Genomic DNA, 25,546 nt, shown 5'->3' with positions numbered 1-25,546 from the left:
GACGCTGTGTCGGTCTGCTCTTTGGGGCGAGGATAGCATTCCTCGCAGGCGATGAAAACGGGGCCGTCACGCTAACATACAGCCTATTTTCATGGCAGGAGAGGCGACCACGCCGGGTCCGAGGCCGCCGTCGATGTCTGCACCCTCTTGAGGTTCCTCCCCGACAGATCGACCGAGAACAACGCCTGCGCTCCCTGCTCGCCCGCCGTCTCGCGGGTGAACATCAGGACGCGCCCGTTCGGGGCCCAGGTCGGGCCCTCGTCGAGGAAGCTGGCCGTGAGCAGACGCTCGGCCGAGCCGTCGGTGCGCATGACACCGATGTGGAAGCGGCCCGCGTTCTGCTTGGTGAACGCGATGTAGTCGCCGCGCGGCGACCAGACCGGCGTGCTGTAGCGCCCCTGCCCGAAGCTGATGCGCGTCGGTTCGCCGCCGCTCGCAGGCATGACGTAAAGCTGCTGGGTGCCCGAGCGGTCGCTCTCGAAGACGATCTGGCTGCCGTCCGGCGAGAAATCCGGCGCGGTCTCGATCGAGGGGGCCGAGGTCAGGCGCTGACGCTGATTGCTGGCGAGATCGAGAAGATAGATGTCGGTATTGCCGTCCCGCGCCTCGGAGTAGACCACGCGGCGACCGTCCGGCGCGTAGCGCGGCGCGAAGGTCATCGCGGCGGCGTCGAGGCCAAGCGACCTTTTCTGCACCGCTCCGACCGCCAGTTCGTAGATTTGCGGAAAGCCGCTTTCGTAGCTGGTGTACAGCACCCGGTCGCCCGTGGGCGAAAACCGCGGCGCAAGGACGATGGACGATGCGTCCGTCAGATACTGCACGTTTGCGCCGTCGTAATCCATGATCGCAAGCCGCTTCTGGCGCGCGTTCTTCGGGCCGGTCTGCTCGACGAACACGACCCGGCTGTCGAAGTATCCGCCCTCGCCGGTGATCCGGGCGTAGACCTGGTCGGCGACCTTGTGCGCCACCCGCCGCCACGAAGCGGTGGAACCGGCGAACTGCAGTCCGTCGCCCAAGGGGGCGCCGGTGAAGATGTCGTAGAGCCTGAACTTGACCAGAAGCTTGCCGTCCGACGACAGCGTCACCGCGCCCGTCACCAGCGCCTCGACGTTGATCGCCTTCCAGTCGGCATAGCTGATCTCGCCGTCGAAGGTGTTGACCTGGCTGATGTAGGCCGACTGAGGCACGTCGCGGAAAAGGCCGGTGCCCACAAGGTCCGCCGCGACCACCGAAGTGATCTGCGCGGCATAGTCCGACGCGGCTGCATTCTCGGCCAGAAAGGGCGCCACCGCGATCGGCACCGGCTCGATCACCCCTTCGGTGATCTCGATGCGAAGGGGGCCGGACCTCTCCTGCGCCACCGCGGGCAGGGCCAGCGTCAGGGCGAGGGCGAGCGAGACCAGGAGTTTCATCGGAATTGCATTCCTTCCGGGTTGAACGTCATTTCAATGTCGCGCCATTCGGCGAACTTTTCCACCGGCAGCGGAAAGCCCTTTGCGCCGCATCGGATGATCGCGCGTCGTGCAGCCTCGAAGGCCTGTTGAGCGCCGGACTGCGTGCCGCCCGAAAACGACACGAGCCGGATGGACGAACCGATGGGCTTGCCGGATTGTTCCATCTCGACGCCGACGATCACGGTGGTGCCAAGTGCCTCGGTCGACAGGCTGCCTACGTTCCAGCAACTGCCGACCGCCACGCGAAGCGCGTCCTTCTCGCCTCCCGTCAGCGGCGGACCGCTGCGGGTCGGCTGCTCGGCCGGCGCGTCCGGCTCGTTGTTCGCCTGCGACACCGCGTCGGCAATGGCGTCGGCCAGCGGATCGGCAGGCTCGGGCGTCTCGGTCGCTTGCTCGACCGGCTGTTCCACAGGCTCCGGCGGCGTTTCGGGCTCGGCGGTCCGGACCGGGACCGGCGGTCTCGTGCGCGGACGGCGGGAACTGGCAGGCGCGTATTCCTGCTCTTCCTCGGCCTCGGTCACGATGCGGTCGGACGCCGCTTCGGGGGCGGCGGGCGTCTCCTCCTCGACCACTTCCTCGGGAGGCGCCTCCTCATCGGGGGCCACATCCTCGACCGCCTCGGGCGCGACTTCGGCCTCGGGCGGCGGCGCCACCTGCGGGATAGGGGCGACACGCGGCGCTGGCGCGGCGACGGCATCCTGTTCCAGGGAGGTGCCGTCCTGCTCGGCCGGAGGGGCGGGGATAGGCGGCGCGGAATCGACGATCACGGCGTCCGGCACGATGGCTTCAGGCACTTCGGCCGGAGGCGTCTCGGGCACGTCGGGCATTTCGACCGGCTCGGGCGTCGAGACCTGGGGGGCGCTGTCCTCGGCCGGCGCCTCGGGGGCCGCTTCCGCTTCGGGTGCTGCAACGTCCGGCGCGTCGGTCTGGGTCTCGGGCGCGCCACCGGGCAGCGCGAGGGCCGCGAACTCCTCCTCGGATACCACCGAGACCTCGGAAACGGTCACGGGCTCGGCGAAGCGGTCACCCACGAACATCCCTCCGAACAGGAGGACCAGGATCGCGACCAGGTGGCCTGTCCCCGAGATGTAATACCCCACGCGCAAGGCGCCCTCACCTGCCGTCGAGCTTCGGCCCGCCGGTGTCGGTGACGAGGCCGATGTTGGTGATACCGGCGGCGTTCAAGGCCCCCATCACCGTTACCACGCGGGCATAGGGGATCGCGCCGTCGGCGCGCAGAAAGACCTTGTCCGTCGTCCGTTCGGCAAGGATGGACTGAAGGCGCGGGATGATCTCCTCGTCCGACACTTCGGTGGTCTGGATCATCGTCACACCGTCTGCGGTCAGCGTGACCGCAAGCGGCTCTTCGCGCTCGGTCGGAAGCGAAGGCGCGGCGGTCTTGGGAAGCTCGACCGGCACGCCCACGGTCTGAAGCGGTGCCGCCACCATGAAGATGATGAGAAGGACCAGCATCACGTCGACGAAGGGCGTGACGTTGATCTCGGACATCTGCCGCGCGCGGCGACGCCGCCGACGCCCGCCGCCACCGCCGTCCGACTGGATGACACCGGCCCCCATCAGGCGGCGTCCAGTTGGCGCGACAGGATGGTCGCGAACTCGTCTGCGAAGCTCTCATAACTCGCGATGATGCGGTCGCTGTCCGATGATAGCTTGTTGTAGAAGATCACCGCCGGGATGGCCGCGAAAAGACCCAGGCCCGTTGCCAGAAGCGCCTCGGCGATGCCGGGGGCCACGACGGCAAGATTGGTGGACTGCTGCTGCCCGATCTCGACGAAGGCGTTCATGATGCCGATGACTGTCCCGAAGAGACCGACGAAGGGCGCCGTCGAGCCGATCGTGGCCAGAAGGGGCAACCCGCGTTGCAGGTCCTCGGCTTCTTTCTGGATCGCCACGTCCATCGAACGGTCGATCCGCATCGACGCCCCGCCGATAGCGCCCCCGTCCTGCCTGTGCGACCTTCGCCACTCGGTCATGCCCGCGACGAAGACGCGCTCGGTGCGTCCCGTGGGCGCGGGGCCGGTGTCGTCGTAAAGCGAATCCAGAGGCTCGCCCGACCAGAAGGCTTCCTCGAAGACCCGCGTCTCGCGCCGGGCGCGGGCGTACTGGCGATGCTTGTTGATGATCGTCGCCCAGCCCCAGAAGGAGGCGACGAGCAGCAGGAGCATCACGAGCTTCACGGTCAGGGTGGCGCGTGCGAACAACGCCCACATGGAGAAATCAATCTCCTGCGCCAGCGCAAGGGTTTCGGTTTCCATAGCTCTGCTCTCTCACGGCCCTTGGTTTATGGTTCTTGGGCCCCTCGTTTGGCGAAGACCTTACCGGAATGCCAGAGGATATGCCATATCAAGCAGGCTTCCGCGCATGGGCCCGGCGGCATTCTCATGGCACCGGCCTGACCTGCCCGCGCGAGCCACACAAGAAGGAACCTCTCATGTCCGAACCCGTGAAGGGCCCCGCCTCCTACTTCCCGTCTATCGAGAAGAAATACGGCAAGCCCGTCGACCACTGGCTGTCGCTGATCGCGGCGCGCCCCGGGGAAAAGCACATGGAAACGGTCGGCTGGCTGAAATCCGAGCACGGGCTGGGACATGGTCACGCCAACGCGCTGGTGGCCTACGCGCGGTCGAAGGCCTGACCCAGCCGTCCCGTCAGCGCCGCTGGCAGGCGGACGGCGCGGCCTCTCTCGTCCAGGGCCACAAGCGTCACCATCGCGACAAACAGGACCGCATCTGCACGCGTGACGTCCTGACGCAGGACGATCCTGGCGCGCGCCGCGGTGGCGACCGACGTCCGGATCAGCAGTTCGTCGTCGAAGCGCGCGGGCGACAGGTAGTCCGCCTCGATGCGCCTGACCGCGAAGACGATCCCCGTCTCGGCCTTCAGCGTCATCTGGTCGATGCCCAGGGCCCGCACCCATTCGGTCCGCGCCCGCTCGATGAACTTCAGGTAGTTTGCGTAATAGACGATCCCGGCGAGGTCGGTGTCTTCGTAATAGACGCGAAGCGGCCAGTGATGGACATCAGCGCCACTCTCTTCTGCGATCAACGTGTCCTCACTCATGTCGAAGACGCCACGGCGCCCCGCTTGCCGATCCTCGCCGCAAGACGAAGCGCATGGCTCGGATCGGTCGAGGCCACGGGCATCGCGGGGTCGTAGGCCGCGCGCACGATGGCGGCGACATCGGGGCGCAGCATGACCTTGCCCGATACGCTGGCCAGAGGACCCTTTCCGTCAAATGCATCGTCGGACCACAGGAGGATCGCCTGTACCGTCTCCGACAACGCGATGTCCTCGGCCGGCACCTCGGCGAGCGCCGGGTCCATGCGCAGGAACAGGAAGACGGCGCGGATTGCCCCGGCGTCATCGAAGCGGAACAGGCGATAGCGGTTGGCTTCTTCCTTTTCGAGCCGCTCGAGCAGGGCTGGCAAATCCGGAACGAGCCGGTCGAGGTCCGGGAGAGAGGCCAATTCCTCCCAGTCCCGGACGAAGAAGACGAAGAGGTTGGCGCCAAGCTCGGGGTCTCTGTCGGACATCCTGTGCCCGGCCAAAGCCACGACAGCCTCGACGGCACCCTTGATGACCGGCAGCGTCGCGTCCTCGACCCCGAAGACCACCGGCACGATCGGGCGTCCCCACCGCGCGAAGCGGTAGGTGCCGTCGGGATGGGTGAAGGCGCGGGCGACGGGTCCGTGGTCCATGCCCCGCCCTAGCGCATCGCGGGCGCTCAGGGAAGGTAGTCTTCCCGCCACTTCAGCACGACGTTGAACGAGACCGAAATCCGCGGATCGCGCGACAGGTTCACATGCACCATGTGATGCAGGAAGGCGGGCCAGATCAGCATCTGCCCGGCTCTCGGCAGGATGCGGTGCTCGGGATCGACCTGCGGATCGTTCCGGATCGCCAGCATGTTCGCCTGCGGGCGGGGATCGAAGAAGCTGATCGCATTGGGCGTGCGGTCGTCGCGTCCCGGCGGGGCGTCCTGACCTTCCGGCACCCGGACGTAATAGGTGCCGGACAGCCACGAGTGCGGGTGGTTGTGCAGGTCGTGATAGTCGCCGAAGCGGTTGAGGTTCGCCCAGGCTTGGACGCGGAACTCGACGGGATAGTCGACGCCGGTGCCACGTGCATAATCGGCCACTGCCCTCTCGACGCAGGACCGCAGCCATTGGATGGCCGGGTGCGGCTGGGCGAGGAAATCCCCCGCGAGATAATCGGTCGTCATGTCCGCCCGCGCGCCGTCCATGTGCTCGATCCGTTCGGCGAGGATGGGGTTCGCCTCGGCCGCGCCGGGCAGGTCGACCGACATGAGATGCGTGGGCCAAAGAGCCTTGAACTCGGGTGCCGCCATGATCCCTCCCTCACTATTCAGGTCAAATTAGCCTGCCCTGGTCCGGACCGGAAGGCGCAGACAGCCCCATGTGCGACCAGGCTCCCTGCGTCAGCATCCGCCCTCGAGGGGTACGCTGGATCAGCCCCTGCTGAAGCAGGAAGGGCTCGATGACTTCCTCGATGGCGTCGCGGCTTTCCGACAGCGCGGCGGACAGGGTCTCCACACCGACAGGTCCGCCCTGGTAATGTTCCGCAATCAGTCCGAGATACCGCCGATCCGCGCCGTCGAGGCCAAGGTGATCGACCCCAAGTCGCGTCAGAGCGCTGTCGGCCAGGTCCTGCGTCAGGACGCCGTCGCCCTCGACCAGCGCGAAATCGACCACCCGGCGCAAAAGGCGGCCGGCTATACGAGGCGTGCCCCTCGCGCGCTTCGCGATTTCGCGCGCGCCCTGGTCCTCGGCCGCGATGCCCAGAAGCCGGGCGCCCCGCGTCACGATCTCGAAAAGCTCGTCTTCGGTGTAGAACTGAAGCCGGATCGGGATGCCGAAGCGGTCCCGCAGCGGCGTCGTCAGAAGGCCGAGACGCGTTGTGGCGCCGACAAGGGTGAAAGGCTGAAGCTCGATTCGCACCGTCCGCGCCGCGGGGCCCTCGCCGATGACGAGGTCGAGTTCGAAGTCCTCGAGCGCCGGATAGAGCACCTCTTCGACAACAGGGTTCAGCCTGTGAATCTCGTCGATGAAAAGCACGTCCCTCGGCTCAAGATTCGTCAGGATCGCGGCCAGGTCGCCGGCCTTCGCCAGCACCGGCCCGCTCGTCATCCGGAAGTTCACGCCAAGCTCGCGCGCCACGATCTGAGCCAAGGTCGTCTTCCCCAGACCGGGCGGCCCGTGGAACAGCGTGTGATCCATCGCTTCGCCGCGTCGGCGGGCGCTTTCGATGAAGACGCGGAGGTTCGCGCGAGCCTCGGCCTGGCCGATGAACGCGCCAAGCGTCTGCGGCCTCAAGGCGCGGTCGGCGTCCTCCGGGCGCGGTTCGGGACGGACGAGAGGATCGGGTTCGCTCACCTTGTCCTCCATCGACCCGCAAGTCCTTCGGGGGAGTCCGAGGGGGCAGCGCGCCCTCGTCGGTCCGCACCGTCCGAAGCGCCCATGAAACGAGACGTGATCATCCCTTCGGCGCCAGGCGCCGGAGGGCGGCACGTATCAGGACCGTGGTATCCGCATCGGGATCGGCACCCGCCGCCTCGGCCACCGCGCCCGCTGCCTCGCCCGGCGCATATCCAAGGTTCTGGAGCGCCGACAGCGCCTCGGCCTGCGCGGAGGCGTTGACCGGCGCGGCAGGGCGGGGGGCGGTCTCGATCACCTCGCCGTCGTCGTCGGGCAGCCGCGGGGCGCCGCCCGTGCCAAGCGCCATCATCGCCGGCGCCTTGCCCTTCAACTCGTTCACCGCCCGCTGTGCGATCTTCGGGCCGACGCCCGGCGCCGCCTTGATCGCGTTCCAGTCGCCAAGGGCGATGGCGCGGGCGACCCCGTCGGGTCCGAGGGTGCCGAGGATGGCCATGGACGCCTTCGCGCCGATCCCTTGCACTCCCATAAGAAGCCTGTGCCATTCCTTCTCGACCAGGGTCGGAAATCCGAAAAGTTGAAGGAGATCCTCCCGAACGAGCAACTCGGTATAAAGCGCAGCCGCCTCACCTACGGGCGGAAGGCCGGCAAGCGTGCGGTCGCTGACGTGGACGACATAACCCACGCCCTTCACGTCGATCAGGACGTGGTCCGCGCCGCGGTGGTCGATCCGCCCTGCGATGCGCCCGATCATGACCTTATGCCTGCAAGCCGGGCGAGCGTTTGCGAGACGTGCGCATGGCAAATCGCGATGGCGAGCGCGTCGGCCGCGTCAGGGCCGGCGATCTCGACCCCCGGCAACTGCATCCGCACCATGTGGTCGACCTGGCGCTTGTCGGCATGACCTACACCCACCACCGCCTTCTTCACGGCGTTCGGCGCGTACTCCCCCACGACGATCCCGGCGCGCGAGGGCACCAGCATGGCGATGCCGCGGGCCTGCCCCAGCTTCAGCGTCGCTGCGCCATCGCGGTTCACGAAGGTCTGTTCCACGGCGGCTGCGTCGGGGGCAAAGCGCACGAAGACCTCGGACAGTTCTTCGAAGAGACGTGCGAGGCGCGCTCCGAGGGCGCCCTGCTCGGTACGGCAGACGCCGTTCGCGACGTGCGACAGGCGCGATCCCGACACGTCGACGATCCCCCATCCCAGAGCCCGCAGCCCCGGATCCAGCCCCATGACGCGCATGTTCCCGCCCTGCTCGTTCGCCTTTTCCCGAGGGAGTAGCACGAAACGCGAACATGGTCCAAGGAGATTGCGTCTGCGCCGGAAGTCGGAAGCGTGACGCTTCGGCCACGGTCGCCGTCGGATGCGTAGAATGCTGTACAGATCGAAGCCGCAACACTGTTGCGAAAAAGCTGGCCAATGCGACGTCGAACGCTTCCCAAAGGCCCCATTTTGCTTGCTTTCGCAACGGTCCTTCAGACACCCGTAACTCATGCTCCAAATGCATGACAGTCATGCATTTTCTCGTCTTGCTCGAAGTCGAGAACACGCCTAACTGCCCGGCTGCAATTCAACTCCGTCCGAAGGACTCTTCCAATGGCCAACGCGCACGTCTCTCCCGTCGTGACCGGCTTCGGCGACCGCTCCGCCCTCTCGCTCGCGACTCTCGTGTCGCGGCTGATCGCCTGGAACGACGCCCGCCGGACCCGCATCATCCTGTCCCGTCTCAGCGCTCACGAGTTGAACGACATCGGCTTGACCCGTGGCGACATCGACCTGATCCGCTGAACGGCGCCAGGGCTTCGACCAAAAAGAAAGGCCGTGTCCTGCGACACGGCCTTTCCTTGTGCGACCGAAGAAATTTCGCCGGACGCCTCCGGCATTGGTTCTATCGCACGAGGGAACTGAATTTCTGGGACAGCCACAGCGTCAGCGGGTCCGCCACCATCACGAAGGCGCCGCCCTTCTCGATCGCCGACCCCTGCGACAGGGCATCGACACGTTCTGCATAGGCTGCCGACCCGATCTGCGAGTGCAGGAAGCCCTTGAACGCGATCAGGACGATGACAACCATCGCTACACCGCGCAGGGTGGACCGATTGCTGCGTCGTTTCGGCCTGGCGACGACGAGCCCGTCGCTGTTCACCGAGGTTACATAGCCTTGCGAAAGCTTGGAGTGACGCCGGCTGATCCGGCGCATCCGGCGATCGAATTCTTCGAACTGAGAAGCAGACATATGGCAGGCTCCAGGACGCCGTCAATTGACCCGGCGTCTGACAGATATATGCCGGAATGTGGCAGCAATATGGCGTAAGTGACCGGAAAGCCTAGACTTCATTAGGAATCGGGGTCTTTTCGGGTCAACCTGAGCGTCGTCCAGTCAACAATGTCTTCTCTATGGGCAAGACTGAAACCAGCCTGCTCATAATGAGACACCACGGAGTCCGCCTGATCGACGAGGATACCGCTCAGAATCGCCGTCCCACCCGCAGCGATGACGCGCGCCATGTCGGGCGCGAGGTCGATGAGCGGACCCTTGAGGATATTCGCCAGCACAAGGTCGAACGGACCGCCGAGGCGCGGATGATCGAAGCCCACGGCTTCGACCGTCTCGACGCGGCCGGAAAGCCCGTTGGCGTCCAGGTTGACGCGCGCCACCTCGACCGCCACCAGATCGATGTCCGACGCGACGACCTCGGCATCCCAGACGGAGGCTGCCGCCATGGCAAGAACAGCGGTCCCGCACCCGATGTCGGCGATGCGAGCGGGTCGCACGCCCTCGTCCCTCATCCGGTCGATGACCCGCAGGCAGCCGAGCGTCGTGCCGTGGTGCCCCGTGCCGAAGGCCATCGCAGCCTCGATCAGAAGCGCCACGCGGCCCTCGGGGACGCGGTCGGCGTCATGGCTTCCGTAGACGAAGAAGCGCCCGGCCTCGACGGGTGTCAGCTCTCGCTTGACGTGGGCCACCCAGTCGGTGTCGGGCACCTCGGATACCGTAAAGGGCCGAGCGCCTTCCGAGGCGGCCAGAAGGGCCAGCGCCACATCGTCCGGCCGATCCTCGAAATAGACCCCGACCTCCCAGGTGTTCGAACCATCCTCGATCTCGAAGATGCCGACGCCGAAGGGGTCCAGAACCTCGACAGCCTCGACAAGCGCCTCGGCGCGGGCGCGGTCGTTCAGCGTGGTCAGCGCGGTCCAGGTGCTCATGGACCGCGCGTAGGCCTGGGCATGTCCGCCGTCAAGCGCCCACGCCGGTGCCTATCGGGCAGGTCACTCCGGTGCCGCCGACACCGCAATAGCCATTCGGGTTCTTGGCGAGGTACTGCTGGTGATAATCCTCGGCGAAGAAGAAGTCCGGCGCCTCGCGGATTTCGGTCGTCACGGCGCCATAGCCGGCAGCGTTCAGCCGGGGCCCGAAAGCCGCCTTCGACGCCTCGGCGGCCTCTTTCTGAGCTTCGGTGTGCCAATAGATCGCCGACCGGTACTGCGTGCCCGCGTCGTTGCCCTGCCGCATTCCTTGGGTCGGATCGTGACCCTCCCAGAAAGTGCGGAGAAGGTCGTCGTAGGAAATCACCGAGGGGTCATAGACCACGCGCACGGCTTCCGTATGGCCCGTGCGGCCCGAGCAGACTTCCTCGTAGGTCGGATTGGGGGTGTATCCGCCGGCATATCCGACCATCGTCGAGACGACGCCGTCCAGCTTCCAGAACATCCGTTCGACGCCCCAGAAGCAGCCCATTCCGAACACCGCGACCTCCATCCCCGCCGGCACCTCGGCTGACAGGGGCGTGCCATAGACGAAGTGCGTCTTCGCCGTGGAGACGGGCTGAGAGCGACCCGGCAGGGCGGCTTCGGGGCTGACCATCTCGCTCTTTTTCCGCAGCATCTGGAACATCGTGTGTCCTTTCGTTGACCTGCGACAGATATAGGCGTCGCGGGCCCGTCTTTCTACTCGACCGATGATGCGCGGAGGCCGGAAAAGATCGTCTCGTGCCCGGGGACCGGGTGACGGGGGATGAGAAGGGCGAGCAGCAGCGAAACAAGGGCCAGCAGGGCCGCGAACAGAAAAACCGCGCTCGGCGACACGATCCAGGCGTATCCGAGGGAAACCGGCAGAACGACCGCGGCGATGTGATTGATCGTGAAGGACACGGCGGCTGTCGGTGCGATGTCCGAGGGCGTCGCGATCTTCTGGAAGTATGTGCGCTTGGCAAAGGCCAGCGAAAAGAAGAGGTGGTCGAGAACGTAGAGTGTCGCCGCGACCCAGGCCGGCCAGCCGAAGACGTAAACGCCTGCGTAAGCCAGGAAGACGAAGACGAGGCCCGCGTATTCGAAGGCAAGGACGTTTCGCTCGCCCCACCTCGCCAAGCCGCGTCCCATCAGCGGCGCAAGGCCCATGTTGGCTATGTAGTTCACCAGGAAGAGCGCCGAAAGCTGGTGAACCTCGAACCCGAAGTGCTCGACCATCATGAAGGCGGCGAAGACCACGAAGATCTGGCGGCGCGCTCCGGTGATGAACTGAAGCGCGTAGTAGAGCCAGTAACGGCGACGCAGGACGAGCCGCTTGGTCTGTTCCTCGGCCTCGAAGTGCGGAAAGGCGGCGAGGCAGTAGATGGCGATGGCGACGCAGGCTCCGCCCGAAACGAGGTAGACGGTGTCGTAGCCAAGGTCGAAGACGTCCCAAGTCGCGACGAGCAGCCCGTAAGACACGAGCGACGCAGCCGAGCCCACGGCGACGAGCCAGCCCAGGACCTGCGGCGCACGGTCCCGCGGCAACCATTGAAGCTGAAGCGACTGGTAGACCGCCTCGAAGAAGTGAAACCCCACAGAAGACACGAGCGTGACGGCCAAAAGGCCTCCGAACGTCGGGAACCATGCCGTCACCGCCGTTGCGAGGCCCAGGGTCACGAGGGACAAGAGGGCTATGGATTGCTCGCGCATCACGACGAGGATCGGGATGATCGCGATTGCGAGAAATCCCGGTATCTCGCGCACCGTGTGAAGCCAGCCGATCTCGACGCCGGTGAAGGCCGCGCGCTCGAACACGAAGTTGTTCAGAAGCGCGCTCCAGGTCGAAAAGGCGAGTGGCATGGCGACGGCCATGAGGACAAGCAATGCCACCGGCCCCTGCCGAAGGGGACGCGTCCGAGTCTGGTCCAGCGAGAGAGCGCGCATTGCCAAGCGCTTACGCCCTTCACCTGCCATTCACCAGAGCTTCCGATTGGCGCAGGGGGGGCGTTCAATCGGGGTTAACTTCCCTCGGGCTATCCGGGGCGCATGAATCGCCACGTCCTAGCCGCCGTCGCCCTTTTGACGCACGCCGTCCCTGCCTTCGCCGGGCCGCCCGACCGCCTCTCGATCCTGATGGGATCCTACCACGCCGACGCAACGCTCGAATTCGAGCAGACCAATCCGGGCATCTTCCTCGACTGGGACAATCCGTCCGGCACGACGCTCACCGTCGGCGTCTATCGCAACTCCTACGGCAGGCGGTCGCTTGCGCTTTCGGCCTCTCGGACGATCCTTCGGCGCGGGGAATTGAGCCTCGAGGGGTTCGTGGGCCTCGCGCATTATCCGGGCGACGGTCACAAGGTGCCGGTCGCCGTTGGCGACGTGGTTCCCATCGCGGGGCTGAAGGTGCGCTACCGCAAGGCATTCGCTCTGATGATCCCCGGCGATGGCGCGACGACCGACGCCATCTTCGCCTATGGATTGAGCTTCGACCTTGGGCGTCAGTAAAAGGTCTGCGGGTCGATATCGACCGACAGGCGGAAGTCGCCCGGCAGCTTGATCTGGGCGATCCAGCGGGCCAGCGCCGGCTGCAGAGGCGCGCCCTTGTCGGCCTTGACCAGAAGCCGGACGCGATGGCGCCCCCGGATGCGCGCGATAGGTGCGGCGGCGGGGCCATAGACCTGCGCGCCGATACGGCGCAGTGGCTCCGTCCGGGCGGCGAGCGCCTTGCCAACGTCGAAGACCTGCTGAATGTCAGTCGACGACAGGACGATCCCAGCCATCCGGCCATAGGGCGGGACGCCGGCATGACGCCGTTCGGCGGCCTCGGTGCGCCAGAACTCCTCCTCGTCGCCCGACAGGATGGCGCGTATCACCGGGTGCTCGGGCTGAAAGGTCTGGAGAAGGGCAAGGCCCGGACGCTCGGCCCGCCCGGCCCGGCCAGAGACCTGACGCATCAACTGGAACGTCCGCTCGGCCGCCCTGAGGTCCGAGCCCTGCAAACCGAGGTCCGCGTCGATCACTCCGACCAAGGTCAGAAGCGGGAAGTTATGCCCCTTGGCGACGATCTGCGTCCCGATGACGATGTCTGCGCCACCCTCGGCGATCTCCTCGATCCGCGCCTTCAGCGCGCGGGCCGAGCCGAACAGATCGGACGACAAGACGGAAACACGGGCATCGGGAAAGAGCGCCGCCACCTCTTCGGCCAGCCTCTCGACCCCAGGGCCCACGGGGGCGAGACGATCCTCGGCCTCGCATGACGGACACTTGGCCGGGATCGGTTTCGTCTCGCCGCACTGATGGCAGACCAGTCGCTTCTGGAAACGGTGCTCGACCATCCGCGCGTCGCAATGGTCGCAGCCGATCTGGTGCCCGCAGGCGCGGCAAATCGTGACGGGCGCGTAGCCCCGCCTGTTGAGAAAGAGAAGCGACTGTTCCCTCGCCTCGATCCGCGCCCGTACCTCCCGAGCCAGCGTGTCCGAGATCCAGCGGTTCGATGGCAGCGGCTCGTTGCGCATGTCGATGGCCCGCATCTCGGGCAGGACGGCCTCGCCGAAGCGCGTGGTCAACGTGAGGCGCGCGTACTTTCCGGCTTCGACATTGGCCCAGGATTCGAGCGAGGGCGTCGCCGACGCCAGCACGACTTGCGCGTTTTCGATCGAGGCGCGCAGCACCGCCATGTCGCGGGCGTTGTAAAGAACGCCGTCCTCCTGCTTGTAGGAGGTGTCGTGTTCTTCATCGACGACGATCAGCCCGAGGTCGCGAAACGGCAGGAACAAGGCGGACCGCGCGCCCACGACCAGATCCGCGCCACCCTCGCCCACCATGCGCCATGCGCGCCGGCGCTCGGTCATGGTGACGCCCGAATGCCACTCGGCGGGACGCGCGCCGAAGCGGTCCTCGACCCGGTTGAGGAAGCCCGCGGTCAGGGCGATCTCGGGCAAAAGGACAAGGGCCTGCCGGCCCGCGCGCAGGCAGGCGGCGACGGCTTCGAGGTAGACCTCGGTCTTGCCCGACCCGGTGACGCCCTTGAGAAGGGTCGTGCCATAGCTGCGCGAGGCGACGCCCGCCGTCAGGACATCCGCCGCAGCCTGCTGTTCGTCGGTCAGGGCCTGGCGTGACGCGTCCGGATCGAGCCGCGGATAGGCCGTATCGCGCGGGCTCTGTTCCTCGGCGACGACACCCTGCTTCACGAGACCCTTGACCACCGTCGTCGAGACGCCCGCCATTTCGGCCAGTTCGCCAAGCGTGAAGGCGAGACCGCCATAATCGTCGAGGACCGCCATCACCTTGCGCCGCGCGTCCGTCCACCGGTCCGGCGCTTCGGTCGTGCCCCTGCGATAGACGATGCGCATCGACGGCGGGTCGCCCAGCCCCGGCGAGCGCGTGGCGAGCCGAAGCATCGCCGGCATCGGCGTCAGGGTGTATTCGGCTGCGCGCAACAGGAATTGCCGCATCTCCTCGCGCATCGGTGCGGCGTCGAGAACGCGGATGACGCTGCGCACCTTCGCGAGGTCATAGCCGCCCTCGCCCTCGCTCCAGACGACGCCCAGAACCTTGCGCGGACCAAGCGGCACCTCGACGAAAGCGCCTTGGAAACACCCGCCCTCGGGGGCCTTGTAGTCGAGCGTGCGGTCCAGGGGCTGGGTCGTCAGGACCGAGATCAGGTCGCCTTCGTCGAAGAATCCCGGCACGCGTTCCCGGCCCTTTCCGCTCAGAACGGGGGTTCAGCCCCCCGTGTCGTTGCGCTATCACTGCCACGAAACCCCGACGCTGCGCCAGAGAGGGCCCTCATGAAATTCTTCGTCGATACCGCCGACATAGACGCCATCCGCGAGCTTCACGAGCTTGGCATGGTCGATGGCGTGACCACGAACCCGTCGCTGATCGCCAAGTCCGGCCGCGACATCAAGGAGGTCACAAAGGAAATTTGCGACATGGTCTCGGGCCCGGTCAGCTCCGAGACGGTTGCTCTCGACTCGGAGACCATGATCGCCGAGGGCCGGGAACTGGCCAAGATCGCGGACAACATCGTTATCAAGGTTCCACTGACGTGGGACGGGCTGAAGGCCTGCAAGGTCCTGACGGGCGAGGGCCGAATGGTCAACGTTACGCTCTGCTTCTCGGCGAACCAGGCGATCCTCGCGGCCAAGGCCGGGGCCACCTTCGTGTCGCCCTTCATCGGACGCCTCGACGACCTCAACCTCGACGGCATGGACCTGATCGCGGATATCCGCGAGATTTACGACAACTACGACTTCGAGACCCAGATCCTCGCCGCCTCGATCCGCTCGGCCAACCACATGAGCGAAGCCGCGAAGATCGGCGCCGACGTGGCGACCGCCCCGCCCGACGTCATCAAGAAGATGGTGGCGCACCCGCTGACCGATAAAGGCCTCGAAGGCTTCCTGAAGGACTGGGCGAAGACGGGTCAGAAGATCCTCTGACGTCGAGGATCAGGAGGGGAGCGTCGCGACCTCGGCCGCGAAATCCTCACCGCGCCTCTCGAAGTTGTCGTACTGGTCGAAGCTTGCGGCGGCCGGCGCAAGAAGGACCGTCTCGCCCGGCTGCGCCTCGGCAGCGGCGCGGGCGACAGCGACCGCCATCGTCTCGCAGACCTCATGCGGGATCTGCGAGATCTCCAGCGCCGTCTCATGCGCGTGCCGGCCAATGACATAGGCCTTCACAACGTGGTCGAGGTGCCCCTTGAGGGGCGTCAGCCCGCCGTCCTTCAACTGGCCGCCAACGATCCAGCGGATGCGATCGAACGCCTCCAGGGCGCATTGCGCGGCGTCCGTGTTCGTGGCCTTCGAATCGTTGACGTAGGTGACCCCGCCCTTCTCGGCGACGATCTGGCTCCGGTGCGGCAGGCCCTCGAAGGTACGGAAACCTTCTTCGATCTGCTTTGGCGAAAGGCCCAGGGCGCGAAGTGCGCCGTAGGCCGCGCAGGCGTTCTGGTGATTGTGCGCGCCTGGCAGTCCCCTGATGCCGCGAAGATCGACAGAGGCGACCTGCCGCGCCTTGCGGGTCTCTGACAGGAACCCCTTGCGCGCGCAGACCGACCATCCCGGACCCTCGAGCTTGCGGTCCACGGACACCCGGATCACGCGGTCGTCGCCCGGTCCTTCGCCCATCTGGTTGGCAAGATAGCGACCCTCGACCTCGTCCACACCGATCACGGCCCGGTCCGGTCCCCCCTCGGCGAAGAGGCGGCGCTTGGCGGCGAAATAACCGCCCATACCTGCGTGCCGGTCGAGATGGTCGGGTGAGAGGTTGGTGAAGACCGCTACGTCGGGCGTCAGCGCACGGGCCAGGTCGGTCTGATAGGACGACAGTTCCAGCACTACGACGCCGGCATCGCCTGGCGGGTCGATGTCGAGAACGCCGCGCCCGATGTTGCCGGCCAGCTGGCTCTCGCGGCCCGAGGCGAGAAGGCAATGATGGATCAGCGCCGAGGTCGTCGACTTGCCGTTCGATCCGGTCACCGCGACAACGCGGGGCGGGATGTCGAAGCTGTCCCAGTCGGGAGTGGCGAGGGATCGGAAGAACATCCCGATGTCGTTGTCGACCGGCACGCCCGCGTCGATGGCCGCGGCGATCCAGCGATTCGGTTCGGGATAGAGGTGCGGGATCCCGGGGCTGACGATCAGGGCGGCGACGCCTGTCCATGCTTCGCGGCGGGAGGGGTCGTGAAGGGTGAAGCCTTCTGCCGCCGCCTTGTCCCGTGCGTCCTCGCTGTCGTCCCAGAGCAGAGGCTCGGCGCCGCCTGCCTTCAGCGCGCGGGCGGCGGACAGGCCTGACCGGCCCAGTCCCAGGACCGCGATCCGAGTGCCTTCTACACCTCGCACCGGGATCACGCGGAGGCTCCCAGACCGAGACGCTTGACGACCCGGCATATATCCGCTGCGCAACCCGAGATGACCACGCGGCGCATCAGCCCTCGCTCGTGTCGTCGGTCTCGAACTGACCGGAAAGCTTGCGCCACAGGATACCCCAGTACATGCCGACGGCCAGCACGACCGAGAGCGCCAGCAGCGCCAGCCATGTGTTCGCCGTTGGGTTCTCGAGGCTGAGCCAGCCGAAGTCCGACGCCACCCAGACAAGCGCCGCGACGAGGGCGAGGATCAGGACGACGCCCACCCCGCCGATCCCGCGCAGCACGGCCGTGAAGAACAGGACGTAGGCGATCAGAAGAACGACGCCGCCCAGGACGACCAGCGGCATCTGCTCGTCCCACTGCGCCATCGCCCATCTGACATAGTTCAGGTCGGTCGGGTTGTACGTCGCGGCCAGAAGGACGAAGGCAACCAGCCAGCGGATGACGAAGCCCATGATCTTACCTCACCTTCAGCGTGGCCAGGCCGACAAGGGCCAGGATCAGCGCGATGATCCAGAAGCGGATCACGATCTGCGGCTCGGACCAGCCCTTCTTCTCGAAATGATGGTGGATCGGGGCCATCAGGAAAACCCGCTTTCCGGTGCGCTTGAAATAAGCCACCTGGATGATGACCGACATCGCCTCGACGACGAAGAGACCCCCGATGATGGACAGGACGATCTCGTGCTTGGTCGCGACGGCGATGGCGCCCAAGGCACCGCCGAGTGCAAGGGATCCGGTATCCCCCATGAAGACGGCGGCGGGCGGGGCATTGTACCATAGGAACCCCAATCCGCCGCCGATGAGGCCGGCCGTGAAGATCAGGATTTCGCCGGTGCCCGGCACGTAGTTGATGCCGAGGTATTCGGTGAAGTCGGTGCGGCCCACGGAATAGGCGATGATGCCGAGCGAGCCCGCAGCGATCATCACCGGCATGACGGCAAGGCCATCCAGGCCATCGGTCAGGTTCACCGCATTTGCCGAGCCCACGATGACCAGCATCGCGAAAGGCACGAAGAGCAGGCCCATATTCACAAGCCCGCTGACGACCGGGATCGCGAGCTGGTTCGTGAGGGACTCGGGATGCAGCCAGGCCGCCCAGACCCCAGCGACGGCGGCGATGGCGAAGCCGATGGCAAGCCGCGTCCGCCCCGAGATGCCGGCGTGAGTGTGCTTCGTGACCTTCTGATAGTCGTCCGTGAAACCGATCAGCCCGAAGGCCAGGGTAACGAAGAGGATCATCCAGATGAAGCCGCCGTCGAGCCGCGCCCAGAGAAGCGTCGAGGTCATCAGCGCGCCCAGGATCAGCACACCTCCCATCGTCGGTGTGCCCGCCTTCGTGGTCAGGTGGCTGGCGGGGCCGTCGTCTCGGATCGGCTGGCCGCGCTTCTGCTTCGATTTCAAGAGATTGATGAGAGGCCGGCCAAAAAGGAAACCGAAGATCAGCGCCGTGAAGAAGGCGCCGCCTGCCCGGAAGGTGATATAGCGGAAGAGGTTGAAGAAATCGCCGCCGTCCGAAAACGCGGTGAGCCAGTACAGCATCTATGCCAGTCCCTTTTCCTCTTCCCGGTCCGTCACGCGTGACAGCTTGCGCAGCGCGTCGACGACCAGGCTGACCTTCGACCCCTTCGATCCCTTCACCAGCACCACGTCGCCCGCCCCGATGAGCCGGTGCGCGATCTGCGCGAGTTCGGGCGCCGTGTCGACCCACCTCCCGCGCTTGTGAGCCGGCAGAGCCTCGTAGAGCGCTCGCATCCTCGGTCCGACGCACTCGACGCGGTCGATCCTCTCCATCGCCGGATGGGCGGCGAGGTCGGCATGGAGAGCCAGTTCCTCGACCCCCAGTTCCAGCATGTCGCCCAGGATGGCGATGCGCCTGCCCCGGCCACGACCGTCCTGCGTCGCGCCGGTCGGCATCTGCGCCAGCACTTCGAAGGCGGCCGTCATGGAGGCGGGGTTGGCATTGAAGGCATCGTCGATCAAGTCGGCGGTCAGATCCTCGACCTGGTCCAGCACAAGCGTCTCGCGTTGGCCCCGTCCAGCCGGTGCACGCCACAGGCCGATGTCACAGGCCGCGATGTCGGTGTCGACGTCCAGCACGAGGGCTGCGCCGTAGACGGCAAGGGCATTCATCGCAAAATGCCGTCCCGGCGCCCCCACCTTCAGGATGAAGGACCGCCCGCCGAAGTGGCCCTCGACGACGCTCGCCGTGGCGCAGAGCGTGACGCTGTCGGCCCGCAAGGCGGCGTCGGCGTGCTCGCCGAAGCCGATGCGCCGCGCGGCGTGCAGCTTCGCGCCGGCGTTCAGGATCGGCGCGGTCTCGACATCGGCGTTGAACAGCGCCGTTCCGCCCGGTTCGAGCCCGCGAAAGATCGCCGCCTTCTCTTCGGCGATGGCTTCGACGCTGTCGAAGGCCTCGAGATGCGCCGCGGCCACCGTGGTGACGATGGCGACGTCGGGCCGGGCGAGGCGCGCGAGCGGCTCGATCTCGCCGGGATGGTTCATGCCGATCTCGATGACCGCAAAGTCGGTCTCGGCCGGCATCCGCGCCAGCGTCAGCGGAACGCCCCAGTGGTTGTTGTAGCTTGCTTCGGCGGCGTGGGTGCGACCCTGCGCCGAAAGGACATGACGCAGCATCTCCTTTGTCGAGGTCTTGCCGGCCGAGCCGGTGATGGCCACGACCTTGGCTGCCGTCCGTTCCCGCGCTGCCGCTCCCAGGCGTTCCAGCGCGGCGAGGACATCGGGAACGACGAGGAGGCACGCATCCCTGTCCAAGCCTTCAGGCACGCGCGACACAAGCGCGGCCGCAGCCCCCCGGTTCAAGGCGTCGGCGACGAAATCATGACCGTCGCGGACGTCCGTCAGCGCCACGAACAGGTCGCCCGGCTTCAGCGTGCGCGTGTCGATGGACACACCCGTCGCGGTCCACGCAGGGCCAAGCGCCTCGGCGCCCATCACGGCGCGGGCGGCCGCGGACGTCCAGAGGGGGACGGTCACAGCCCCTTCCCGTCCAGCGCCGCGACGGCGACGCTGGCTTGTTCGGCATCGTCGAAGGGAAGGATGGCGTCGCCGACGATCTGGCCCGTCTCGTGGCCCTTGCCCGCGACAAGAAGCGTGTCGCCTGGGGACAAGGCGTCCACGGCGCGCAGGATCGCCTCGGCGCGGTCGCCGACCTCGATCACCTCTGCGGCTCCCAGCCGGGTGCCGGCCAGGACCTCGGCCCGGATCAGCGAGGGGTCCTCCGAGCGGGGGTTGTCGTCGGTGACGAAGACGACGTCGGCATGATCGGCGGCGGCGCGTCCCATGAGAGGGCGCTTGCCCTTGTCGCGGTCGCCGCCCGCGCCGAAAACGACCACGAGGCGACCGAGGACGTGCGGCCTGACAGCCCTCAGCGCCGTCGCCAGGGCGTCGGGCGTATGCGCGTAGTCGATGAAGACCGTCGCGCCGTTCTCGCGCCGCGCGGCGAACTGCATCCGGCCGCGCACGGTCTGAAGCGTGTGCATCGTGTCGAAGGTCTCTTCCGGCTCGGCGCCCGTCGCGATGCACAGCCCTGCGGCGATCAGCGCGTTCTCGGCCTGGAATCCGCCGATGAGACCCATGCGCACCTGCCGGATGCGGCCCCCCCACTCGAAGCGCAGCTCCTGCCCCGTCGCGTCGAACCTCTGGCCGAGGATCTGGAGCGCCGCGCGGCGGTCGCGTCCCACGGTCAGCACGTCAAGGCCGCGCATGTCGGCCACCTCGGCCATGCGCGGACCCCAGGCGTCGTCGATGTTGATGACGGCTGCCGCATCCTCGGGCAGCACGCGGTCGAAGAGCCCCGCCTTGGCGGCGAAGTAGTCCTCGAAGTCGGCATGGTAGTCGAGGTGATCCTGGCTGAGATTGGTGAAGGCCCCCGCCGACAGACGCACCCCGTCCAGTCGCCGCTGCGCCAGCCCGTGGGACGACGCCTCCATCGCCATGTGCGTGACGCCCGCCTCCGCCATCTGGGCCAATGCGCGGTGCAGCGTGATCGGTTCGGGCGTCGTGTGGCGGAGGGGCATGGTAAAGGCGCCCTCGATCCCTGTCGTGCCCACGCTGGCCGCCTCGGCCCCCATCTCGGTCCAGAGCTGCCGGGTGAAGCTCGCCACGCTGGTCTTGCCGTTGGTGCCCGTGACGGCGACCTGAACGTCGGGCTGGTCCTCGAACCAGAGTGCTGCAGCGAAGGCGAGCGCCTCTCGCGGTTCTTCGACCACGATGAGCGGCACGCCGCTCTCTGTCAGCACGGCCTGGGCAATCTCGGCGCCCTTGCGGTCGGTGAGGACCGCGCCCGCGCGCTGCCGCACGGCGTACTGGATGAATTCCCCGCCATGCACCTTCGCGCCGGGCAGCGCGGCGAAGAGATGACCTTCCGACACGTCGCGGCTGTCGACGGACAAGCCTGTCACACGGGCGCCGGCCACGTTCTTCGCCGTCAGCCCGAGCTCGGCCAGTGTCTTGGTCTTTGGCCGGGTCTGCATCCGGTTCGTGCCCCGCTTCAGTTCCGCGCCAGTGTTACACCCTCGACCGCCGAAGGTTCAACGCCAGGCGCCAACCCCAGGAGAGGAGCCGCCCGCCGGATCACTTCGGCCGCCACGGGAACCGCGGTCCATCCGGCCGTCCGGCGTGGCTCCGATCCACTGGTCTCGACAGGCTCGTCGAGCGTGACGACGAGCACGTAGCGCGGGTCGTCGGCCGGGAAGACCCCGGCGAAGGTGGCGATCACCTTGTCCTCGTAGTATCCGCCCTGCGGCTTCGGCTTGTCGGCCGTCCCGGTCTTGCCCGCGACGCGGTAGCCCGGAACCTCGGCCAGGGTCGCCGTGCCGCGCTGGACCACCTGACGGAGGAATTCACGCATCTGCTGCGAGGTGTTCTCGCTGACGACCTGCCTGCCCCGGACCGGGGCCTCCTGTATCAAGAGTGTGGGTTTCACCTCGTGTCCGCCGTTCAGAAGCGACGCATAGGCGGTCGCCAGGTGCAGCGGCGAGGCGGACATGCCGTGCCCGTAAGAAATCGTCATCGCGTGGATTTCGGACCAGGTCTTCGGAAGCAGCGGTTTGGCGCCCGGAGCCTCGATCAACTCCACCTGCGTCGGCGAGAACAGGCCGAGACGCCCGAGGAAATCCTGCTGCCTCTCCGGACCGATCATCATGGCGATCCGCGCCGTACCGATGTTGGACGATTCAACGATCACGTCCTCGACCGTAAGCGCAGGACCGTGGTCGTAGAGATCGTGGATACGGTGGCGGCCCCATGTCAGCGGGCCCTTGGTGTCGATCCAGGTGCTGCGGCTGACGAGCCGTTCCTCGATGGCTTGCGCGGCGGCGAAGACCTTGAAGGTGGAGCCGAGTTCGTAGACGCCCTGCACCGCACGATTGAACAGCGGGCTTTCCGCCGGGTCGCCCTTGACGAGAGGGCGCGGACGGTCGTTCGGGTCGAAGTCGGGCAGGCTCGCCATCGCGAGGATCTCGCCGTTCTGTGCGTCCATGAGGATCGCCGCCGCGCCCTTGGCGTTCATCAGCCGCATCCCGCCCGCCAGAACGCGCTCGACTGCCGCCTGCACTGTCAGGTCGAGCGAGAGGCGCAGAGGCACGTCGCCCCGTCCCGGGTCGCTCAGCGTCTCGTCCATCGCGCGTTCGATTCCCGCCACGCCGATCAGCTCGGCCGAGGTGACGCCTTCGCGGCCGAATCCCGCCCCTCCCAGGATGTGGGCCGCGAGATGACCATTCGGGTAGAGCCGCATCTCACGCGGACCGAACAGAAGCCCGGGATCGCCGATATCGAAGACGGCCTGCTGCTGCTCGGGGCTGATGCGCCGCTTGATCCAGATGAATTTGCGCTTGCCCGTGAACAGCTTGACCAGCTTGTCGGCATCGAGGTCGGGAAAGATCGCGGCCAGCTCGTGCGCCGACCGCTCGGGGTCGATCATCTGCGGCGGCTGCGCATAAAGCGAATGCGTGGTCAGGTTGGTGGCCAGGATCCGCCCGTTGCGGTCGGTGATGTCTGCGCGCGCCGCCACGATCTGCGCGCCGCTCGCCAGCGCCCGGGGCTCGGCGGGGTCGGACGCGGCAAGGACCGACATCTTCATGCCGACCATGAAGAAGGCGCAGAGGAAGACGATGCCCAAAACCAGAAGTCGCCCTTCGGCCCGCTGACGTTGTTCGTCGCGGTCGGCTTCGTGACGCGCCGCAAGGTTGGCGCGTTCGATGGCGTCCGGGTTTTCGCCGGCGCGGCGGGCGGCAAGGATGCGCGCGAGGGGGCGCAGCGGCGTCCGGGTCATTGGTCGTCCCTCTGCATCACGTCCTGCACGTTGGTGACGGGATAGGCGATCTCGTCGATCCTGCCGAAATGCTCCGGGCGCAGCGGCAGCAGGCCGAGACGGTCGAAGTTCATGTCGGCCAGGTCGGCGAGCCGGTCGGGACGGTTCAGATAGGCCCACTCGGCGCGCAGGACACTGGCACGCTCACGCAGGTCGGCGATCTCGGTGCGCAGGTCACGCACCTCTCGCAGGCGCGCCTGGGTCTCGTAGTTCTGGCGATAGGCCCAGACGGCCAGGGCCATGACGAAACACGCGGTCAGGATCGAGATGAGCGATCTCATGCGGCCCTCACCAGTTTGGGCAGCCCGAGCTTGCGGCGGTCGACACGCCCTGCCGGGGCGTCGGTGCGCCGGCCGACGCGCAGCTTCGCGGAGCGGGCGCGGGGATTGCGCGCGGTCTCGGCCGACGTCGGCGCGATGGCCTTGTTGCGGGCCTCGAAGCGGGGGGCTTCGACCTCGGTCTCAGGCAAATGCCGGCTGACACCGCCTGCCGTGCCGGCGCGCTCCTGGAAGAAGCGCTTCATGACCCTGTCCTCCAGCGAATGGAAGCTGACGACCGCAAGCCAACCGCCTGCGACAAGGGCGCGCTCGGCCGCTTCGAGGCCATCCACGAGCTGGCCGAATTCGTCGTTCACCGCGATCCTCAGCGCCTGAAACGTGCGCGTGGCCGGGTGGCTCTGCCCAGGTTTTGGTCGCGGCAGGACGGCTTCCACGACCCGCACGAGGGCACCGGTCGTGGCAATCGGCGCGTCCTGCCGCGCTTTCACGATGGCCCGCGCGATGGCACGAGACGCCCGCTCTTCGCCATAGTGATAGAGAATGTCCGCCAGGTCTTCTTCGCGCGCGGAAGCTACGATGTCGGCGGCACTTGGCCCCTCCTGGCTCATCCGCATGTCGAGAGGACCGTCGGACATGAACGAAAACCCACGCTCGGGCGTATCGATCTGCATCGACGACACCCCGAGGTCGAGGACGACGCCATCCAGAGGCTCGCCTGCATGGTCGTCGAGGTCGGAGAAGGTGCCTTCGACGAGGCGGAGCCGGTCGCCGTACTCTGCAGCCCAGTCGTCCGCCAGTCGAAACGCCAGCGGATCGCGGTCGACGCCGATCACCCGGTCCGCTCCCGCAGCGAGAAGTCCGCGCGCGTATCCGCCCGCCCCGAAGGTCCCGTCGAGCCAGACGCCCCGGATCGGCGCGCAGGCCTCGAGGATGGCGTCGAGCATGACTGGAATATGCGGGGGGTCGGCGGGGGCGCGGGCAGCGGCGGCCATGATCAGTTTGGCCCCGCCCTGTCGAGAAGCATCCAGACGTCCGCGCCCGGCGGCAGCGGTTCCAAAGCCTCTTCGACCTCGGCGTCCTGCGCCTCGAAGGTCTCGGGCTTCCAGATCTGGAAGGTGTCGCCCATGGCGATGAAATAGGCCTCGCCGTCGATGCCGATCTTCTGGCGCAGTTTCGCGGGAAGCACGATGCGGCCCGTTTCGTCTACCGACGCCGGCAGGGATTGTCCGTTGAACAGCTTTTCCAGCTTCTTCCTCGCGGGGGCGCCACGCGGAAGGCGCCCGATCTGTTCGTCCACATCGTTGGCCGAGTCGATGGTGAAGCATTCCAGGTAATCGCGGCTCTCGTCGCCGTAGACGATGACGAGTTCGGGAGCCTTGCCGTCGGACCAGTTCGGGTCGCAGTCTTCGAGGACACGGCGGAATGAAGCCGGGATCGACACCCTGCCCTTCGCGTCCACCTTCTGGACGCTTTCGCCTCTGAACCTTCGAACCACTGTCCCGCGGCCCCTTTTTCAGCCCCCTAAAAATGCGGAACGGCGGATCGGACTGCTGCCACTGTCCAATCCGCCGCCCTCGTCCCGTTTCCGGGTTTCTCCAGCTGCGCGCGCCACCTGGGGGGATGTCTGCTCGCTCGCGCGCCGGATCTCTGTGTTGGATGAAGCGGGAGCCTGTATGAAACCTGCTCTTTTTTGGTTCTGCCTGGGGTCGTTTGCTGCCCCATTCGCTGTCCCGCGTCATCCGGTGAACATTAAGTGCCATGGGAATTCGTGGTACGCAACAAAAAATTTGGGAACTCATGGAGCTACGTCTCGTTGCTTATGTCGCGCGCCTCCACATATTGTATCCATATCTGGATTTTTAGCTTCCTATAAACTAAATATAGATGTGCCAGGGAGTACCATTTTTTCCCATGAGAGCTAGAGCGGATGCGATCCGAGGCGGTTTCAGCCGAGA

At 66.6% G+C, this 25,546-nt stretch carries 28 protein-coding genes; 4 read left to right on the top strand and 24 right to left on the bottom strand.

All coding sequences use genetic code 11. The features are described 5' to 3' along the window. Nucleotides 1-89: 89 nt before the first annotated feature. Genes tolB through tolQ form a run of 4 tightly spaced genes read right to left on the bottom strand, consistent with a single transcriptional unit; the run spans nucleotide 90 to nucleotide 3,730 of the window. Nucleotides 90-1,412, bottom strand: coding sequence for a Tol-Pal system beta propeller repeat protein TolB (gene tolB / locus EF888_RS04155; protein ID WP_109757586.1), 1,323 nt, complete (start codon nucleotides 1,410-1,412; stop codon nucleotides 90-92). Then, nucleotides 1,409-2,554 carry an energy transducer TonB gene (locus EF888_RS04150; protein WP_338143048.1) on the bottom strand — a complete coding sequence of 382 codons (1,146 nt, stop codon included), beginning with the start codon at nucleotides 2,552-2,554 and terminating at the stop codon, nucleotides 1,409-1,411. The genes tolB and EF888_RS04150 overlap by 4 nt, the downstream gene beginning before the upstream one ends. A 13-nt stretch (nucleotides 2,555-2,567) precedes the next feature. Beyond that, a complete protein-coding gene (gene tolR, locus EF888_RS04145; protein WP_109757583.1) occupies nucleotides 2,568-3,032 on the bottom strand; it encodes a protein TolR in 465 nt (154 codons plus the stop codon). Then, nucleotides 3,032-3,730, bottom strand: a complete 699-nt coding sequence (gene tolQ / locus EF888_RS04140; protein WP_109757582.1) for a protein TolQ — start codon at nucleotides 3,728-3,730, stop codon at nucleotides 3,032-3,034. Before tolQ ends, tolR begins: the two co-directional genes overlap by 1 nt. A 176-nt stretch (nucleotides 3,731-3,906) precedes the next feature. Here tolQ and EF888_RS04135 point away from each other — a divergent pair, with 176 nt between their 5' ends. Next, nucleotides 3,907-4,110, top strand: a complete 204-nt coding sequence (locus EF888_RS04135) for a DUF4287 domain-containing protein (protein WP_109757581.1) — start codon at nucleotides 3,907-3,909, stop codon at nucleotides 4,108-4,110. Here EF888_RS04135 and ybgC read toward each other — a convergent pair. The 6 genes from ybgC to ruvC form a co-directional block, all read right to left on the bottom strand. Next, the gene (ybgC, locus tag EF888_RS04130) at nucleotides 4,089-4,535 is read right to left on the bottom strand and encodes a tol-pal system-associated acyl-CoA thioesterase (protein WP_109757580.1); all 447 of its coding nucleotides are present in this window, start codon (nucleotides 4,533-4,535) and stop codon (nucleotides 4,089-4,091) included. The two genes, EF888_RS04135 and ybgC, sit on opposite strands and share 22 nt — an antisense overlap. After that, nucleotides 4,532-5,173, bottom strand: coding sequence for a hypothetical protein (locus tag EF888_RS04125; RefSeq protein WP_109757579.1), 642 nt, complete (start codon nucleotides 5,171-5,173; stop codon nucleotides 4,532-4,534). Before EF888_RS04125 ends, ybgC begins: the two co-directional genes overlap by 4 nt. Nucleotides 5,174-5,199: 26 nt before the next feature. Then, entirely contained in the window at nucleotides 5,200-5,823 is a 624-nt protein-coding gene (locus EF888_RS04120) for a TIGR02466 family protein (protein WP_109757578.1), read from the bottom strand. Nucleotides 5,824-5,845: 22 nt separating this feature from the next. Beyond that, nucleotides 5,846-6,868: a Holliday junction branch migration DNA helicase RuvB gene (ruvB, locus tag EF888_RS04115; protein ID WP_109757956.1), complete on the bottom strand. Its 1,023-nt coding sequence runs from the start codon at nucleotides 6,866-6,868 to the stop codon at nucleotides 5,846-5,848. Nucleotides 6,869-6,968: 100 nt separating this feature from the next. Next, nucleotides 6,969-7,622 (bottom strand): Holliday junction branch migration protein RuvA, encoded by a 654-nt coding sequence (gene ruvA / locus EF888_RS04110; protein ID WP_109757577.1) that lies wholly within the window; start codon nucleotides 7,620-7,622, stop codon nucleotides 6,969-6,971. Beyond that, nucleotides 7,619-8,113, bottom strand: a complete 495-nt coding sequence (gene ruvC, locus EF888_RS04105) for a crossover junction endodeoxyribonuclease RuvC (RefSeq protein WP_109757576.1) — start codon at nucleotides 8,111-8,113, stop codon at nucleotides 7,619-7,621. The genes ruvA and ruvC overlap by 4 nt, the downstream gene beginning before the upstream one ends. A 354-nt stretch (nucleotides 8,114-8,467) precedes the next feature. Here ruvC and EF888_RS04100 point away from each other — a divergent pair, with 354 nt between their 5' ends. Next, a complete protein-coding gene (locus EF888_RS04100; protein ID WP_109757575.1) occupies nucleotides 8,468-8,659 on the top strand; it encodes a DUF1127 domain-containing protein in 192 nt (63 codons plus the stop codon). Between the two features lie 100 nt (nucleotides 8,660-8,759). On the opposite strand, the gene EF888_RS04095 is transcribed toward EF888_RS04100, so the two are convergent. The 4 genes from EF888_RS04095 to EF888_RS04080 all read right to left on the bottom strand — a co-directional run bounded on the left by EF888_RS04095 (nucleotide 8,760) and on the right by EF888_RS04080 (nucleotide 12,046). Continuing rightward, complete coding sequence (locus EF888_RS04095; protein WP_109757574.1) at nucleotides 8,760-9,107, bottom strand: hypothetical protein; 348 nt, start codon at nucleotides 9,105-9,107, stop codon at nucleotides 8,760-8,762. Between the two features lie 101 nt (nucleotides 9,108-9,208). Further along, on the bottom strand, nucleotides 9,209-10,078 hold the full coding sequence (locus EF888_RS04090; RefSeq protein ID WP_109757573.1) for a 50S ribosomal protein L11 methyltransferase: 870 nt from the start codon (nucleotides 10,076-10,078) through the stop codon (nucleotides 9,209-9,211). Between the two features lie 31 nt (nucleotides 10,079-10,109). Continuing rightward, nucleotides 10,110-10,766: a peptide-methionine (S)-S-oxide reductase MsrA gene (gene msrA, locus EF888_RS04085; RefSeq protein WP_109757572.1), complete on the bottom strand. Its 657-nt coding sequence runs from the start codon at nucleotides 10,764-10,766 to the stop codon at nucleotides 10,110-10,112. A 53-nt stretch (nucleotides 10,767-10,819) separates the two neighbouring features. Continuing rightward, nucleotides 10,820-12,046 (bottom strand): MFS transporter, encoded by a 1,227-nt coding sequence (locus EF888_RS04080; RefSeq protein ID WP_109757571.1) that lies wholly within the window; start codon nucleotides 12,044-12,046, stop codon nucleotides 10,820-10,822. Between the two features lie 102 nt (nucleotides 12,047-12,148). On the opposite strand from EF888_RS04080, the gene EF888_RS04075 reads away from it, so the two are divergent. Next, nucleotides 12,149-12,610, top strand: coding sequence for a hypothetical protein (locus EF888_RS04075; protein WP_109757570.1), 462 nt, complete (start codon nucleotides 12,149-12,151; stop codon nucleotides 12,608-12,610). Here EF888_RS04075 and EF888_RS04070 read toward each other — a convergent pair. Further along, the gene (locus EF888_RS04070) at nucleotides 12,604-14,796 is read right to left on the bottom strand and encodes a primosomal protein N' (protein WP_109757569.1); all 2,193 of its coding nucleotides are present in this window, start codon (nucleotides 14,794-14,796) and stop codon (nucleotides 12,604-12,606) included. The genes EF888_RS04075 and EF888_RS04070 overlap by 7 nt on opposite strands. Nucleotides 14,797-14,895: 99 nt before the next feature. Here EF888_RS04070 and fsa point away from each other — a divergent pair, with 99 nt between their 5' ends. After that, a complete protein-coding gene (gene fsa, locus EF888_RS04065; protein WP_109757568.1) occupies nucleotides 14,896-15,549 on the top strand; it encodes a fructose-6-phosphate aldolase in 654 nt (217 codons plus the stop codon). A gap of 9 nt (nucleotides 15,550-15,558) precedes the next feature. On the opposite strand, the gene murD is transcribed toward fsa, so the two are convergent. The 9 genes from murD to mraZ form a co-directional block, all read right to left on the bottom strand. Continuing rightward, complete coding sequence (gene murD / locus EF888_RS04060; protein ID WP_109757567.1) at nucleotides 15,559-16,959, bottom strand: UDP-N-acetylmuramoyl-L-alanine--D-glutamate ligase; 1,401 nt, start codon at nucleotides 16,957-16,959, stop codon at nucleotides 15,559-15,561. A 76-nt stretch (nucleotides 16,960-17,035) separates the two neighbouring features. Next, nucleotides 17,036-17,434: a DUF6524 family protein gene (locus tag EF888_RS04055; RefSeq protein WP_109757566.1), complete on the bottom strand. Its 399-nt coding sequence runs from the start codon at nucleotides 17,432-17,434 to the stop codon at nucleotides 17,036-17,038. A gap of 4 nt (nucleotides 17,435-17,438) precedes the next feature. Next, nucleotides 17,439-18,521, bottom strand: a complete 1,083-nt coding sequence (gene mraY, locus EF888_RS04050; protein ID WP_109757565.1) for a phospho-N-acetylmuramoyl-pentapeptide-transferase — start codon at nucleotides 18,519-18,521, stop codon at nucleotides 17,439-17,441. Beyond that, complete coding sequence (locus EF888_RS04045; RefSeq protein ID WP_109757955.1) at nucleotides 18,522-19,934, bottom strand: UDP-N-acetylmuramoyl-tripeptide--D-alanyl-D-alanine ligase; 1,413 nt, start codon at nucleotides 19,932-19,934, stop codon at nucleotides 18,522-18,524. 38 nt (nucleotides 19,935-19,972) lie between these two features. After that, nucleotides 19,973-21,475 carry a UDP-N-acetylmuramoyl-L-alanyl-D-glutamate--2,6-diaminopimelate ligase gene (locus EF888_RS04040; RefSeq protein WP_109757564.1) on the bottom strand — a complete coding sequence of 501 codons (1,503 nt, stop codon included), beginning with the start codon at nucleotides 21,473-21,475 and terminating at the stop codon, nucleotides 19,973-19,975. A gap of 17 nt (nucleotides 21,476-21,492) precedes the next feature. Continuing rightward, the gene (locus EF888_RS04035; protein ID WP_109757563.1) at nucleotides 21,493-23,274 is read right to left on the bottom strand and encodes a peptidoglycan D,D-transpeptidase FtsI family protein; all 1,782 of its coding nucleotides are present in this window, start codon (nucleotides 23,272-23,274) and stop codon (nucleotides 21,493-21,495) included. Then, nucleotides 23,271-23,594 (bottom strand): cell division protein FtsL, encoded by a 324-nt coding sequence (gene ftsL, locus EF888_RS04030; RefSeq protein ID WP_109757562.1) that lies wholly within the window; start codon nucleotides 23,592-23,594, stop codon nucleotides 23,271-23,273. The genes EF888_RS04035 and ftsL overlap by 4 nt, the downstream gene beginning before the upstream one ends. Then, on the bottom strand, nucleotides 23,591-24,583 hold the full coding sequence (rsmH, locus tag EF888_RS04025; RefSeq protein WP_109757561.1) for a 16S rRNA (cytosine(1402)-N(4))-methyltransferase RsmH: 993 nt from the start codon (nucleotides 24,581-24,583) through the stop codon (nucleotides 23,591-23,593). The genes ftsL and rsmH overlap by 4 nt, the downstream gene beginning before the upstream one ends. Before the next feature lie 2 nt (nucleotides 24,584-24,585). Further along, entirely contained in the window at nucleotides 24,586-25,050 is a 465-nt protein-coding gene (mraZ, locus tag EF888_RS04020; RefSeq protein WP_420902654.1) for a division/cell wall cluster transcriptional repressor MraZ, read from the bottom strand. Nucleotides 25,051-25,546 lie beyond the last annotated feature (496 nt).

Origin of the sequence: Silicimonas algicola, assembly GCF_003970735.1 — a bacterium.
Lineage (GTDB): Bacteria > Pseudomonadota > Alphaproteobacteria > Rhodobacterales > Rhodobacteraceae > Silicimonas > Silicimonas algicola.
The sequence above is the reverse complement of the archived record's forward strand: the minus strand, read 5'-3'. Positions and strand labels throughout refer to the sequence as shown.